We start from the raw sequence: 12,147 nt of genomic DNA on the forward strand, positions 1-12,147 counted from the left end.
AAACTTGCAGCTTGCCGCTTGCCGCTTGCCGCTTGAAGCTTGCAGCTGCTTTTAAACCAACCCCGCCTGCTTCAATTCACTCTTCAGGTACGCGTAGTAGATCGGCCCGGCCACCACCCCCGGCAGGCCGAACGCCGCCTCGAACACCAGCATCGCCAACAGCAACTCCCAGGACTTGGCACTGATCTGCCCGCCGACGATCCGCGCGTTGAGGAAGTATTCCAGCTTGTGGATAAAGATCAGGTAGCCCAGCGCCGCCGCGGCCACCCAGATCGACAGCGACATGCCGACGATGGTGATCAGGGTGTTGGAGATCAGGTTGCCGATCACCGGCAACAGCCCCAGCAGGAAGGTCAGCACGATCAGGGTCTTGGTCAGCGGCAGCTTGACCCCGAACATCGGCAGGATCAGCGCGAGGAAGATCCCGGTGAAGAAGGTGTTGAGCAGGGAAATCTTGATCTGCGCGAACACGATGTTGCGAAAGGCCTGGACCAGCAGGTGCAGGCGGTCGAACAGCGCAGCCGCCAGTGGCTTGCGCTTGGTCAGATCGGGCACGCGCTGCAAGGCGATGATCGCCCCCAGCACCATGCCGATCAGCAAGGTCACGAACATGTGCGCCGCGTCCTTGCCCACCAGTTGCAGCTCGCTCAAGTGCTTGCTGGCCCAGGCGCCGATGGCCACCTGGAACTCCGCCGCGCTGGCCGGCAGATAGGAGTCGAGGAACGGCGGCAGCTGGCCGCGCGCCTTGTCCACCACCGTCATGAATTTGTCCAGGGAAGCCCCCGGGTTCTCCGCTTCGTGCAGCAGGAAGCTGATGGCGCCGGCGAACAGCAGCGTCAGCACGCTGACCACCAGGGTGCCGAGCAGGGCCACCGCCAACCAGCGCGCCCGCCGACCTTCGATCAGCCGTTGCAGTTGCGGGGTGAGCATGTTGACCAGTTCGAACACCAGCAGGCCCGCCAGCAGGCTCGGTAATAGCCGCAACGGGATTACCAGCAACAGGCCGCCGAAGATGATCACCCAACTGAACAACAACAGATGACGCTGAGAAAACGTTGGCATACAGCCTCAAACAAACAGCGTGAAAGGATTGGCAGTCTGCCAGCGTTGCACTGACGATGCGAGGCCGACAGGCGCGGGTTTGCTGGCGATCAACGATACAGGGTGTGTCAGGCAAACCGCCGCGACCGGACCGTGAACAAGCTCGCGCCTGCGAGGGAGAAGGTTATTGCTTCTTCAGGCACGTGCTCATGAAGGTCTTGCGCTCATCGCCCTTGAGGGCTTTGGCAGTGGCGTCGGCGTTGCAGGTCTTCATCCGTTCCTGCGGGGTTGCCGCGGCAGCCGGCGTGGCTTTCAGGCAGGTGCTCATAAAGGCTTTGCGTTCATCGCCCTTGAGGGCTTTCGCGGTGGCGTCGGCGTTGCAAGTGGTCATCTTGTTCTGCTGGGCGGTGGCGGCAAAGCCTTGGGAACAGAGCAGCAGACCGACCATCAACAAAGGGATACGCAGCATCTTCATGGAGTTTTCTCCTTGTTACCGCACCGACGGGCGCGGCCTCCAGCGCAGTGTAGACAAACCCTGTTACAGGTTCACCTGTTCTGTAGGCTGGTGCGCCGGTACTGCTCGGGGGTGCAACCGGCCTGGCGCTGGAACATCGCGATAAATGCCGAGGCGCTGCTGTAGCCCATGTCGAACGCCACCTCCTGGACACTGCGCGCGCTGTCCAGCGCCTCGATGGACGCCAGGAAGCGCAGGCGCTGGCGCCATTCGCCGAAACTCATGCCCAGCTCGCGCACGAATTGCCGGGCCAGGGTGCGTTCGCTGACGTGGATCTGCCGCGCCCAATCGGCCAGCGCGCGGTTATCCCCCGGGGCGGCCTGCAACGCTTCCAGCACACCGAGCAAGGCCGGGCTGCTGGCATACGGCAGGTAACCGTCATGCACCGGCGCCTGTTGCAACTGGTCGAGCATTACCTGGGCCAGGCGGCTGTCCGCTTCCTGCTCGGGAATCTGCACGTCGCGCGCGGCGAAGTCCTTGAGGATCGCCTTGAGAATATCGCTGATGGCCAGGGTACAGGCCTGCTGCGGCAGCGCCTGGCACAACTCCGGGGCCAGACACACGGCGCGGTACACGATCGGTTGCGGGCTGTAGAAACTATGCTCGGTGCCCGGCGGAATCCAGATGGCGTACTGTGGCGGCGACATAAAGCGCTGGCCGGCGATCTCCATGTGCATCACGCCATGGGCCGAATATTCCAGGCAGCCCCAGGGGTGGCGATGTTCCAGCGCATGGCTGTGGGCGTCGAAATCGGCGTAGCGGAAGTACACCGGCGCCGGCAGACCGCTGAAGGGCAGCAGGTCGATGTGTTTTTTGCTCATGCTGTCCGGATTCAGGGGCGGGTTGTCTGGATCGAAGTATAGGCCTGGATCCAGACAGAGGGATAATCACCCTTCATCAACGTTCTGGTTTTCCTCATGCAATACGCTTATCCGTTACTGGCCGTCTTTATCTGGGCCGGCAATACCGTCATCAACAAACTGGCGGTCGGGGCGATCTTCCCCGCGGAGATCGGTTTCTATCGCTGGCTGCTGGCCGGCCTGTTGTTCACGCCCTTCATGCTCAAGGCAGTGGTCGCCCATTGGGCGGTGATCCGCCCGAACCTGGGCAAGATCTTCATCCTCGGCGTGCTGGGCATGGCGGTGTATCAGAGCCTGGCCTACTTCGCCGCGACCCTGACCTCGGCCACCAACATGGGCATCATCCTCTCGCTGATGCCGCTGATGTCGCTGGCCATGGCCATCGCCAGCCTCGGCCAGCGCCTGACGGCCGGCGCCCTGGCCGGTGCCGTGCTGTCGTTTGCCGGGGTGCTGGTGGTGGTGTCGTCCGGCAGCCTCGACGTGCTGCTGGAACAGGGGGTGAACCTGGGCGACGCGATGATGCTGATCGCCACCCTGGCCTACGCGATCTACAGCACCCTGCTGAAAAAATGGCAGCTGCGCCTGCCGCCGCTGGTGCTGCTGTACCTGCAGGTGCTGGTGGCCGTGGTGGTGCTGTTTCCGCTGTTTTTGGCCTCGCCGAAAACCGGCCTGACCCTGCACAACATTCCCCTGGTGCTCTATGCCTGCCTGCTGGCCTCGATGCTCGCGCCGCTGGCCTGGATGCAGGCGGTGGTACGCCTGGGACCGAGCCGCACCACGCTGTTCTTCAACCTGCTGCCGCTGATCACCGCGCTGATTGCCGCCGTGGTGCTGCATGAACAGCTGGCGTTGTATCACCTGGTGGGTGGGGTGCTGACCCTGGGCGGGGTGATTCTGTCGGAACGCTGGACCACCGCGCTGGGGCGCAAGGCCAGCGTCGCCTGACAGATCGTCATCGCGAGCAAGCTCGCTCCTACCGGGGACCGCGCGATCCTGTAGGAGAGAGCGTGCTCGCGATACATCTCAAGACCGCCACATCCCTCTCTGGCTATACCCCCGCCGCCTTCAACCGCTGCGCATGCTCGACGAACAGCCGGATCGGCTCGGCGCCCTTGCCCACCAGCCCCAGCGACTGGTTGACGATATCGAAGTGGTCCAGGGGGTAATCGTCGCCAATCACCGTGCCCAGGTGCGAGCTGTAGCGGCCGACCATGCCATCGCATTGCCCGGCCTCGCGGACAAAGGTCCTGGCGAACAGCCGGCAAGTGCGGTTGGTGCCGTCGAACAGGTTGCGCCCGCGATTGGTCTTGCCCGGCTGCAAGGTGCCGGACCAGGAGTAGTAGCGCACCCCGTTGACCTCTTCCGGTCCCTGCCCACCCCAGGTGTCCGGCAGGCCCTGGGGATACTGGCGGTTGAACAGCGCCACGCCCTCGCTCGTCAGCGAGCGGTGCGAGGCATGGATATCCGCCGGCAGCTTCGGCCCGCGATAACCGGTGTCGAGCCAGCTCATCAGCACGGCAATCACCCGCAGGATAAAACTCAGCACACGCCCGCGCAGGGTGTCGATGGAATGGTGGCGCTCGATGTAGTCGGCCAGTTCGGAGCCATGATTGGGCCCGGCCACCGAGGTCACCGAGGCCACCCAGTCCGGCCGTTTGGCCGCGGCATAGCGGGCGGTGAGCGAGCCCTGGCTGTGGCCGATCAGGTTGACCTTGTCCGCGCCGGTTTCGCGGCGGATCTCCTCGATCCGCGCCAGCAATTGCTCGCCGCGCACCTCAGTGGAGTGCAGCGGCGAGACCTGCACCGCAATCACCGTGGCCCCGCCGCGGCGCAACGCCGACTCGATGCCGAACCAGTAGGAGTACAGCACCAGCCGGATAAACCCCAGCATGCCGGGGACCAGGACCAGCGGGTAACGCGTGGCAAGCTCTTGGGACATGGGAACATCCTTGTGATCGGACTTGTATCAGGGACCGCGGCGCCCAAGGCTGGATGCAGGACAGCAGCCAAGAGCATCGACAGCCAAGATGACAGCTTCACGACCACTGTATGACATTCCCCCAAGGCTAACGCGAGCAAGCTCGCTACAGGGGACTGGCTATAAATGGATCGCCCCGGGTCTGCAGGAGCGAAGCTTGCTCGCGATAGCCCCGATTCAGGCAATGGATTTCTTCCAGTAGAACCTGAGCGGGTTTGGGGCTGCTACGCAGCCCATCGCGAGCAAGCTTCGCTCCTACAAGGGATACGCTATTTCAGCCCCACCACCCCGGCCACGATCAGCCCCACCGACAGCAGTTTGACCAGCGTCAGGCTCTCCCCCAGCAAGGCGAAACCGAGGAACACCGTGCCCAGGGAGCCGATGGCGGTCCAGATCGGGTAGGCGATGCTCACCGGCAGTTCACGCATCGCCAGGGTCAGGAAGTAGATGCCGCCCAGCGCGGCCACCACCGTCAGCAGCGACGGCCACAACCGGGTGAACCCCTCGGCGTACTTCATGCCCATGGCGAAGGTGACTTCGAAGGCGGCGGCGATCAGCAAGAACAGCCAGGCCATGTCGCCTCCTCAGAAGGTTCGCGCCAGTGCCAGCAGGCGCTGCTCGGCTTCGGCGCAGGACACCTGGAACGTGCGCTCGGCCGATTCCTCGCCTTCGGCCGCGACCACTGTGACGTCGTCGATACCGATAAAGCCCAGCGCCGTGCGCAACCATGGGTCGGCATGGTTCATGGCCTCCAGTTCGCCGCCCGGGCCGAAGCCGAAGCCGCCGCGACTGGTGACGATCAGCGCTTTCTTGCCCCGCACCAGCGGCTCGTACTGGGCGACACCGTTGTCCTGGACGGTATTGAAGGTCAGGCCCAGGCGCACGATCTGGTCGACCCAGGCCTTGAGGCCGCTGGGCACGCTGAAGTTGTACATCGGCGCCGAGATCACCAGCAGTTCATGTTCCAGCAACTCCGTCACCAGCTCGTCGCTCAGGGCCAGGTCGGCCTGCATCGACAAGGGCCGCGCCTGGGGTTCGGGATAAAACGCCGCGGCGACGAAGGCTTCGCTGACGTGGGGCAGCGAAGCGCGACCGACTTCCCGGCGGGTCAATTTGCCCTGGGGATGGGCCTCGAGCCAGGCCTGGAGAAAGCGCTCCGTCAGCCGCCGCGAATGGGAGCGTTCGCCACGGGGGCTGCCATGTACTGCTAGAATTCTGCTCATCTGTCATTCCTCATCCTGGAACATTCTGGAAGACCGTAAAAAGCCTTCCTGGGCGAGGAATAAAGCTATTGATGCAGGCCCTATGGAACAAATGAGCAATAGTTGATCAGGATGAATTAATTTCACCCATAAGGTGACCCAGTATGTTTGCCAACCTGCCGCTGACCGCCCTGCGCGCCTTCGAATCGGCGTCCCGGCTCCTGAGCTTCAAGGCTGCCGCCGAGGAACTGTCGGTTACGCCCACGGCGATTTCCCACCAGATCCGCTCCCTGGAAAGCTGGCTGGGCGTGCCGCTGTTCCAGCGCCTGCCGCGCCAGGTGCGCCTGACCGAATGCGGCGAACGGCTGTTCCACAGCCTGCACGGCGCCTTGCTGGAAGTGGCGCAGAGCGTCGACAGCCTGCGCCCGCAACGCAGCGGCGCGAACCTGATGATCTCCACCACGCCGGCCTTCGCCGCGCTGTGGCTGGTGCCGCGCCTGGGGCGTTTTTATGCCCGGCACCCGAACATCAACCTGCGCCTGGACACCAACTGCGAGGTCATCGACCTGCAACAGGATGCGAGCGTCGACCTGGTGATCCGCTACAGCCTGGACGACTACCCGAATCTCTATGGGCTGTGCCTGTTCGACGAATGCTTCGCGGTCTACGGCTCGCCGGAGCAGGTAACCCTGGCTCGCCAACAGACGCCGACGCTGATCAGCGTGCGCTGGCACAACTCCAAGCTCTACGCCCATGGCTGGGAGGCCTGGTGCGACAAGGCGCAGGAAAGCTGGATGCAGGGCCGCCCGGTGATTCGCGAATACGACGAGGAACACTACGCCCTGCAGGCGGCCATTGCCGGCCAGGGCCTGGTGCTGGCCAGCAATATCCTGGTGTCGGAAAGCGTGGCCAGCGGCCTGTTGCTGCCGTATCGCCCGGAGATCCATGTCGACGGCGCGGGCTACAGCGCCTTGTGCGTGCCCGGGCGCGAACGGCATCCGCCGGTGCGGGTGTTTTTCCAGTGGTTGCGCGAAGAGGCCCAGGCAGCCGGGCATCCGCTGCTCGCCGCCGGCTAATGCCCCAGGGACCAGGCAGGAGCGAGCTTGCTCGCGAAAAGATCGCCAAGGATGACCAGTTTTGGCAGACAGGTCGCCGCTTCGCGGCTATCGCGAGCAAGCTCGCTCCTACAGGAAAACTCCGTTTGCTCTCAACGCGTCGGCTTGACCGCCACCGGCGCCTTGCCCGAACGCATCTGCTCGAGTAGCGGCGCGCACTGGTTCGGCTCGCCGCCGCTCGGTGCCACCAGCGCCAGCAACCCGGCCGCCGGCCCGGCGATCACCCCCAGCGCCACCATGCCGGCGCCGCGCAACATCAGCGGCACGGCCTTGACCCCGGCCTCCGGCTTGATGAACTTGCCTTGCACATAGAGCGGCGAGCGCAGGGAGAACAGGCGCAGGCCCTTGGATTCCGGGGTGATGGTCAGGTCCAGTTGCTCGCTGGCCATGTTCGCGGTGCCGTCGATGTAGACGATCGCGTTCTCGGTGTCGAACACGAACAGGCGGCTGGTGGCCAGGCCGGTCTTGATGCCGAAGTCGGCGGCGGCGCAATTGATCTTCACTTCCTTGTCGCCAAACATCTTGCCGATCACATAGTTGCCGACGTTGAGCCCGGCGATCTCCATCAGGCTGCGGCTGATGGCGCCGTCGTTGATCAGCATCTTCAGCTCGCCATTGGTACTGCCGAGCAGGGCCGCCACCGAATTGCCGCGCCCGGCGATATCGGCATCGCCATTGAGTTCGCCGAAGCTGGTTTTCATCGGCTCGAAGGTCGGGAACAGCTGCTTGAGCTTGAAGTTGCGCGCGGTCAGCTTGGCCCGGCCTTCCAGCGGCGTGGCCTGGCCGTTGAGGCGAATCTGCGCATCCAGCTTGCCGCCAGCCACGCCGAAACGCAGCGGCTCCAGGCTCAGGCGCCCGTCGTCGAGCACCAGGTGGGTGTACAGGTCGGTGAAGGGCAAGTCGGCGCTATGGACGATGCGCTTGCCGGTGAACTCGACATCGGCGTCCATGTCGCGCCAGCGCTCGGTGCGGAACTCTTCCACCGGCAACACCTTGTCCGCCGGCTGCTTGCTGTCGCCGCCCCGGGCCTTCTGCTCGGCGTTGGAGTCGGCGCCGATCAGCGGCGCCAGGTCGCTGAACAGCAACTGATTGGACACCAGCGCGCCGGTCAGCTTGGGCCGCGGCTGGCTGGCGACATAGGTCAGGTTGCCGTGAATGTCGCTGTCGCCGATCTTGCCGTTGAAATCCTGGTACTGGAACTTCGCCCCGGCCGGGTCGCGCAACTGCGCGGTCAGGTGGCCATCGGTGGCATAGGCCGGCGAGTCCGGCAGGGTCACGCCAGTCAGCGGGTACAGGTTGCCCAGGCTGGTGCCGGCGAGCTTCATGCGCAGATCCAGGGCGCCGAGGTTGAGCGGGTCGGTCAGGGTGCCGGCCAGTTCGACACGGGTATCGCCGATCGTTGCCTGGACTTGCAGCGGAAATGGCTTGCTCGCGTCCTGCAGCGCCAGCAAGCCGCCGATCTTGCCGGAACCGGCGAGCGCCTGGCCGTGATATTGCCCCTTGGCCTTGAAGGCAAAGGCATAGGACTGGGGAGCCGCGCCTTTCTCCTCGGCTTTCTTCGCTGCCTTGTCGCCGACGATGTCGCTGAACGGAATTGGCTTGCCCAACGGGTCGATCAGCAGGTCGAGGCGGGTTTTCAGGCTTTGGTCATTGAGGGTGACATGGCCTTTGTCAAAGCCGATGGCGCCGATGTCCACCACCCAGTTGGAGGGCTCGGCATTCGGGTCTTTCGGGTCGAACTGAAAGGTCCAGTTGGCGCGGCCGTCGGCCAGGCGTTCGAGGGCGGCGTTCGGCTCGGTGAGGTCGATACGCGGAATGCGCACGCGCTGCGCCAGCAATGCCAAGGGTGAAATGCGCAACTCAACGCGCTTGAGGCTGACCATCTGCGGCGACTTGGACCAGTCGGGGTTGCCCAGGGTCAGGTCTTCGGCCACCACATGCGGCCACGGCACCCAGGCCCGCCAGCCGCCTTCGTCGGGCTCGCGCTGCCAGATCACCGCCAGGTTGCCATTGATGGCGAAGGGGCGATGCAGTTCTTCGGAGACTTTGGCATTGAGTGGCGGCTTGATCCGGTTCCAATCGAAGAACGCGATGATCAGTACCAGCACGGCCAGCAGCAGGAAAAGGCTACCGACTGTCCAGGCGAGAATTTTACGAGTGCGCGTCATGCACAGGGCTCCTGACTACTGAAGGGCACCGGGATAACGACGCCCCTGTGAACGGCCGGGGTTGAAATCCACCGGTCATGAAAACTAGGACTGACAAACGGCCCGCAGGTTTAACCCAAAGCCGCGAATCAGACACAAAAGCACGGATTTTCCTGACCGAAGCGCCAGCTTGGCGTTACCGCCGCCGCACTTTTGCGAGGCGCAGATGGGTCGAAAATACCCACCCCGGTGCAAAACCCTTCTTCGGAAACGCCCGTTCTAGAGCCCTCGGGCAGAACAATCAATTCTGTTGATTATTACCATTGTCTTTATGAACTTTTATATCGATTTTGCGCGCGTAACATTGGCTCCGTACCCACTTTATCGCCCTCCCAAGGAGCAACCCATCATGAAACGCCAATTACTGCTTAGCCTGACTCTCTCGATCCTGGCAGCCAATGCTTTCGCCCTGCCAGCCGCTGAACAGGCTACCCCACAAGTCAAGGCCAGCACCTCGGTATTCACCCAGACCCTGGCTTCCGATGGCAGCGACCGCACCCCACAAGGCCAAACCCTGGCTTCCGACGGTAGCGACCGTACCCCACAAGGCCAAACCCTGGCTTCCGACGGTAGCGACCGTACCCCACAAGGTCAGACCCTGGCCTCTGACGGCAGCGACCGTACCCCACAAGGCCAAACCCTGGCTTCCGATGGCGGCGACCGTACCCCACAAGGCCAGACCCTGGCTTCCGATGGCGGCGACCGTACCCCACAAGGCCAGACCCTGGCTGAAGACGGCTTCGATCGCACTCCCTTGGGCCAGGCTGTAGCCGAAGGTGGCCGTGATCGCCTGGAAGAGAAAGGTCTGGTTTAAGACGGCAACGACCGTTTGGCCTAACGCAACCCAGCTGTGAGTCAAGCCTATGATGCCTCTACAGAAAAGCCCGGTCCCTGGATCGGGCTTTGTTTTTTCCTGAGCCGCACCGTTTTTTTCTGCGTCCACCGCTCCGATCCAGGTCTCGCCTTCAGCTCACCGCCCCCACCAGGTTCGACGCCGGCAAAGTTGATTTGCTAGAGTGCGCCGCTCTCTTGATCAGAAAACCAGCCCGCCGATGCTGCCCCGCGCCGAACAGAAACAACAGACTCGCAACGCTCTGATGGACGCTGCCCGCCACCTGATGGAATGCGGCCGCGGATTCGGCAGCCTGAGCCTGCGCGAAGTGGCGAAAACCGCCGGCATAGTGCCGACCGGTTTCTACCGGCATTTCGACGATATGGACCAACTCGGCCTGGTACTGGTCAGCGAAGTCGGCCAGACCTTCCGCGAAACCATCCGCCTGGTGCGCCATAACGAATTTGTCATGGGCGGCATCATCGATGCCTCGGTACGGATCTTCCTCGATGTAGTGGCAGCCAACCGCTCGCAGTTCCTGTTCCTCGCCCGCGAGCAGTACGGCGGTTCGCTGCCGGTGCGCCAGGCGATCGCCAGCCTGCGGGAAAACATCAGCGCCGACCTGGCGGCCGACCTGACCCTGATGCCCAAGCTGCAACACCTGAACATCGCCGACCTGACGGTGATGGCCGACCTGATCGTCAAAAGTGTGTTCGCCACCTTGCCGGACATCATCGATCCGCCCGCGCAAGCCCTGCCCGAGCACCTCACGCCCCAGGCGAAAATCACCCAGCAGCTGCGTTTCATCTTTATCGGCCTCAAGCATTGGCAAGGGCTGGGCAGCACCGAATAACCCCCGCCGCTGCGCTCAACCGCACAACCTCCTCCACCGCCTCATCTGCCCGCCATGGCTCGCGCCAGGGCGGCGCTTCGCCGCGCATCAAAAAACAGCACAACGCACCAAGTCAGTGCTATAAATCAGCGCACACCCTGAATTTGTAACAAAATAAAACAGAAGCCTGCCCCATTTTCAGGCGCTTTCCACCCGTTTCCGATCAGACCGGGCGATTGGCAAGGCACTTGCTCTACACCCTGCATCGCTCATAGCTGGAAGCCTTCCAATGCTGGTGATTCATCGCAGAATCGCGCCGCAACCCGACTGGTCCGCCGAGTTGCACCTGACCTTCGAAGCCCGCAGCAAAAGCCGCTTGCGCTGTTTTAGTGCCGACGGTGAGGACGTCGGGCTGTTTCTGGAGCGTGGCCAGTCGCCGCTGCACGACGGCGAATGCCTGCAAGCCGAAGACGGCCGGATCGTGCGGGTTTGCGCGCGTCCGGAAACCCTGTTGCATGTCACCTGCCGCAATGCCTTCGAACTGACCCGCGCCGCCTACCACCTGGGCAACCGCCACGTCGCCCTGCAAGTCGGCGATGGCTGGCTGCGCCTGCTCGACGACTATGTGCTCAAGGCCATGCTCGAACAGCTCGGCGCCAATACCGAAACCATCGAGGCGCCGTTCCAGCCGGAACACGGCGCCTACGGCGGCGGCCATCATCATTCCCGCCACGGCGACGAGGACTTCAACTACGCGCCGCGGTTGCACCAGTTCGGCGTCCGTCAATGAACCCGGCCTGGGCCCTGCTGCGCCTGGCCAGCCCACAGCTGCCGATTGGCGGCTACAGCTATTCCCAGGGCCTGGAAATGGCCGTGGAACAGGCCAGGGTCAACGACCCGCACAGCGCCCGACGCTGGATCGGCGACCAGTTGCTGCTCAACCTGGCGCGCTTCGAAGCACCGCTGTTGCTGGCTCATTGTCAGGCGGCCGCGGACGAGGACTGGGCGCGGTTGCTGCAGCTGTGCCAGGAACATCGCGCCAGCCGCGAAACCCGCGAGCTGCACCAGGAAAGCCGGCAAATGGGCTATTCCCTGCAACAGCTGCTGAACGGCCTGCCGGAGCTGGATCCGCCGGCCCGCGCCTTTCTCGCGCAGATCGCCGAGCCGCACCTGGCCCTGGGCTGGGCCCTGGCCGCGCGGGCCTGGCGGATCAGCCCGCAGGACGCCCTGGCCGCCTGGCTGTGGAGCTGGCTGGAAAACCAGCTGGCGGTGCTGATGAAAACCCTGCCCCTGGGCCAGCAGGCTGCTCAGCGCCTGACCAGCGAACTGTTGCCGTTGCTGCAAGAGGCCCAGCGCAATGCCTCGAACCTCGACCCCGAACATTACGGCAGCGCCGCCTTCGGCCTGTCCCTGGCGTGCATGGCCCATGAGCGCCAGTACAGCCGCCTGTTCCGTTCCTAGGGGTCTGTACGAAAAGTCGGCGAGCGAAGGTCAGGCAAGGCAAAAACAGGCGAGGAACGGCCGGGGTCGCGCTCGACTGTAGGGGCCTAAATGAGCATTCCGAGC

13 protein-coding genes are annotated in these 12,147 nt (G+C 63.7%); 6 read left to right on the plus strand and 7 right to left on the minus strand.

Going from position 1 to position 12,147, the window contains the following annotated elements:
- Window positions 1-51: 51 nt before the first annotated feature.
- The 3 genes from J4E58_RS23970 to J4E58_RS23980 all read right to left on the minus strand — a co-directional run bounded on the left by J4E58_RS23970 (window position 52) and on the right by J4E58_RS23980 (window position 2,376).
- On the minus strand, window positions 52-1,062 hold the full coding sequence (locus J4E58_RS23970; protein ID WP_009041944.1) for an AI-2E family transporter: 1,011 nt from the start codon (window positions 1,060-1,062) through the stop codon (window positions 52-54).
- 163 nt (window positions 1,063-1,225) lie between these two features.
- Window positions 1,226-1,516, minus strand: coding sequence for a PsiF family protein (locus tag J4E58_RS23975; protein WP_007932771.1), 291 nt, complete (start codon window positions 1,514-1,516; stop codon window positions 1,226-1,228).
- Window positions 1,517-1,587: 71 nt separating this feature from the next.
- Window positions 1,588-2,376, minus strand: a complete 789-nt coding sequence (locus J4E58_RS23980; protein WP_062823813.1) for a helix-turn-helix transcriptional regulator — start codon at window positions 2,374-2,376, stop codon at window positions 1,588-1,590.
- A gap of 96 nt (window positions 2,377-2,472) precedes the next feature.
- On the opposite strand from J4E58_RS23980, the gene J4E58_RS23985 reads away from it, so the two are divergent.
- Window positions 2,473-3,360, plus strand: coding sequence for a DMT family transporter (locus tag J4E58_RS23985; protein ID WP_009041942.1), 888 nt, complete (start codon window positions 2,473-2,475; stop codon window positions 3,358-3,360).
- A gap of 103 nt (window positions 3,361-3,463) precedes the next feature.
- Here J4E58_RS23985 and J4E58_RS23990 read toward each other — a convergent pair whose 3' ends face one another.
- The 3 genes from J4E58_RS23990 to J4E58_RS24000 form a co-directional block, all read right to left on the minus strand.
- A complete protein-coding gene (locus tag J4E58_RS23990) occupies window positions 3,464-4,354 on the minus strand; it encodes a triacylglycerol lipase (protein ID WP_053259454.1) in 891 nt (296 codons plus the stop codon).
- A gap of 308 nt (window positions 4,355-4,662) precedes the next feature.
- Window positions 4,663-4,968, minus strand: coding sequence for a multidrug efflux SMR transporter (locus J4E58_RS23995; protein ID WP_007932767.1), 306 nt, complete (start codon window positions 4,966-4,968; stop codon window positions 4,663-4,665).
- Between the two features lie 9 nt (window positions 4,969-4,977).
- Window positions 4,978-5,616: an FMN-dependent NADH-azoreductase gene (locus J4E58_RS24000; RefSeq protein ID WP_087089947.1), complete on the minus strand. Its 639-nt coding sequence runs from the start codon at window positions 5,614-5,616 to the stop codon at window positions 4,978-4,980.
- A 143-nt stretch (window positions 5,617-5,759) separates the two neighbouring features.
- On the opposite strand from J4E58_RS24000, the gene J4E58_RS24005 reads away from it, so the two are divergent.
- Entirely contained in the window at window positions 5,760-6,671 is a 912-nt protein-coding gene (locus tag J4E58_RS24005) for a LysR substrate-binding domain-containing protein (protein WP_087089945.1), read from the plus strand.
- Window positions 6,672-6,802: 131 nt separating this feature from the next.
- Here the strand turns inward: J4E58_RS24005 and J4E58_RS24010 are convergent, their stop codons facing one another.
- The gene (locus tag J4E58_RS24010; RefSeq protein ID WP_087089943.1) at window positions 6,803-8,878 is read right to left on the minus strand and encodes an AsmA family protein; all 2,076 of its coding nucleotides are present in this window, start codon (window positions 8,876-8,878) and stop codon (window positions 6,803-6,805) included.
- A gap of 388 nt (window positions 8,879-9,266) precedes the next feature.
- Between J4E58_RS24010 and J4E58_RS24015 the strand changes: the two genes are divergently transcribed.
- The 4 genes from J4E58_RS24015 (at window position 9,267) to J4E58_RS24030 (ending at window position 12,042) form a co-directional block, all read left to right on the plus strand.
- The gene (locus J4E58_RS24015; protein WP_087089941.1) at window positions 9,267-9,731 is read left to right on the plus strand and encodes a hypothetical protein; all 465 of its coding nucleotides are present in this window, start codon (window positions 9,267-9,269) and stop codon (window positions 9,729-9,731) included.
- A 238-nt stretch (window positions 9,732-9,969) separates the two neighbouring features.
- The gene (locus tag J4E58_RS24020) at window positions 9,970-10,602 is read left to right on the plus strand and encodes a TetR family transcriptional regulator (protein ID WP_009041936.1); all 633 of its coding nucleotides are present in this window, start codon (window positions 9,970-9,972) and stop codon (window positions 10,600-10,602) included.
- Between the two features lie 268 nt (window positions 10,603-10,870).
- Window positions 10,871-11,371 carry an urease accessory protein UreE gene (gene ureE / locus J4E58_RS24025; RefSeq protein ID WP_087089939.1) on the plus strand — a complete coding sequence of 167 codons (501 nt, stop codon included), beginning with the start codon at window positions 10,871-10,873 and terminating at the stop codon, window positions 11,369-11,371.
- Entirely contained in the window at window positions 11,368-12,042 is a 675-nt protein-coding gene (locus J4E58_RS24030) for an urease accessory protein UreF (RefSeq protein ID WP_087089937.1), read from the plus strand. Before ureE ends, J4E58_RS24030 begins: the two co-directional genes overlap by 4 nt.
- Window positions 12,043-12,147 lie beyond the last annotated feature (105 nt).

Source organism: Pseudomonas sp. FW305-25 (assembly GCF_017351415.1).
Taxonomy (GTDB): Bacteria; Pseudomonadota; Gammaproteobacteria; order Pseudomonadales; family Pseudomonadaceae; genus Aquipseudomonas; species Aquipseudomonas chlororaphis.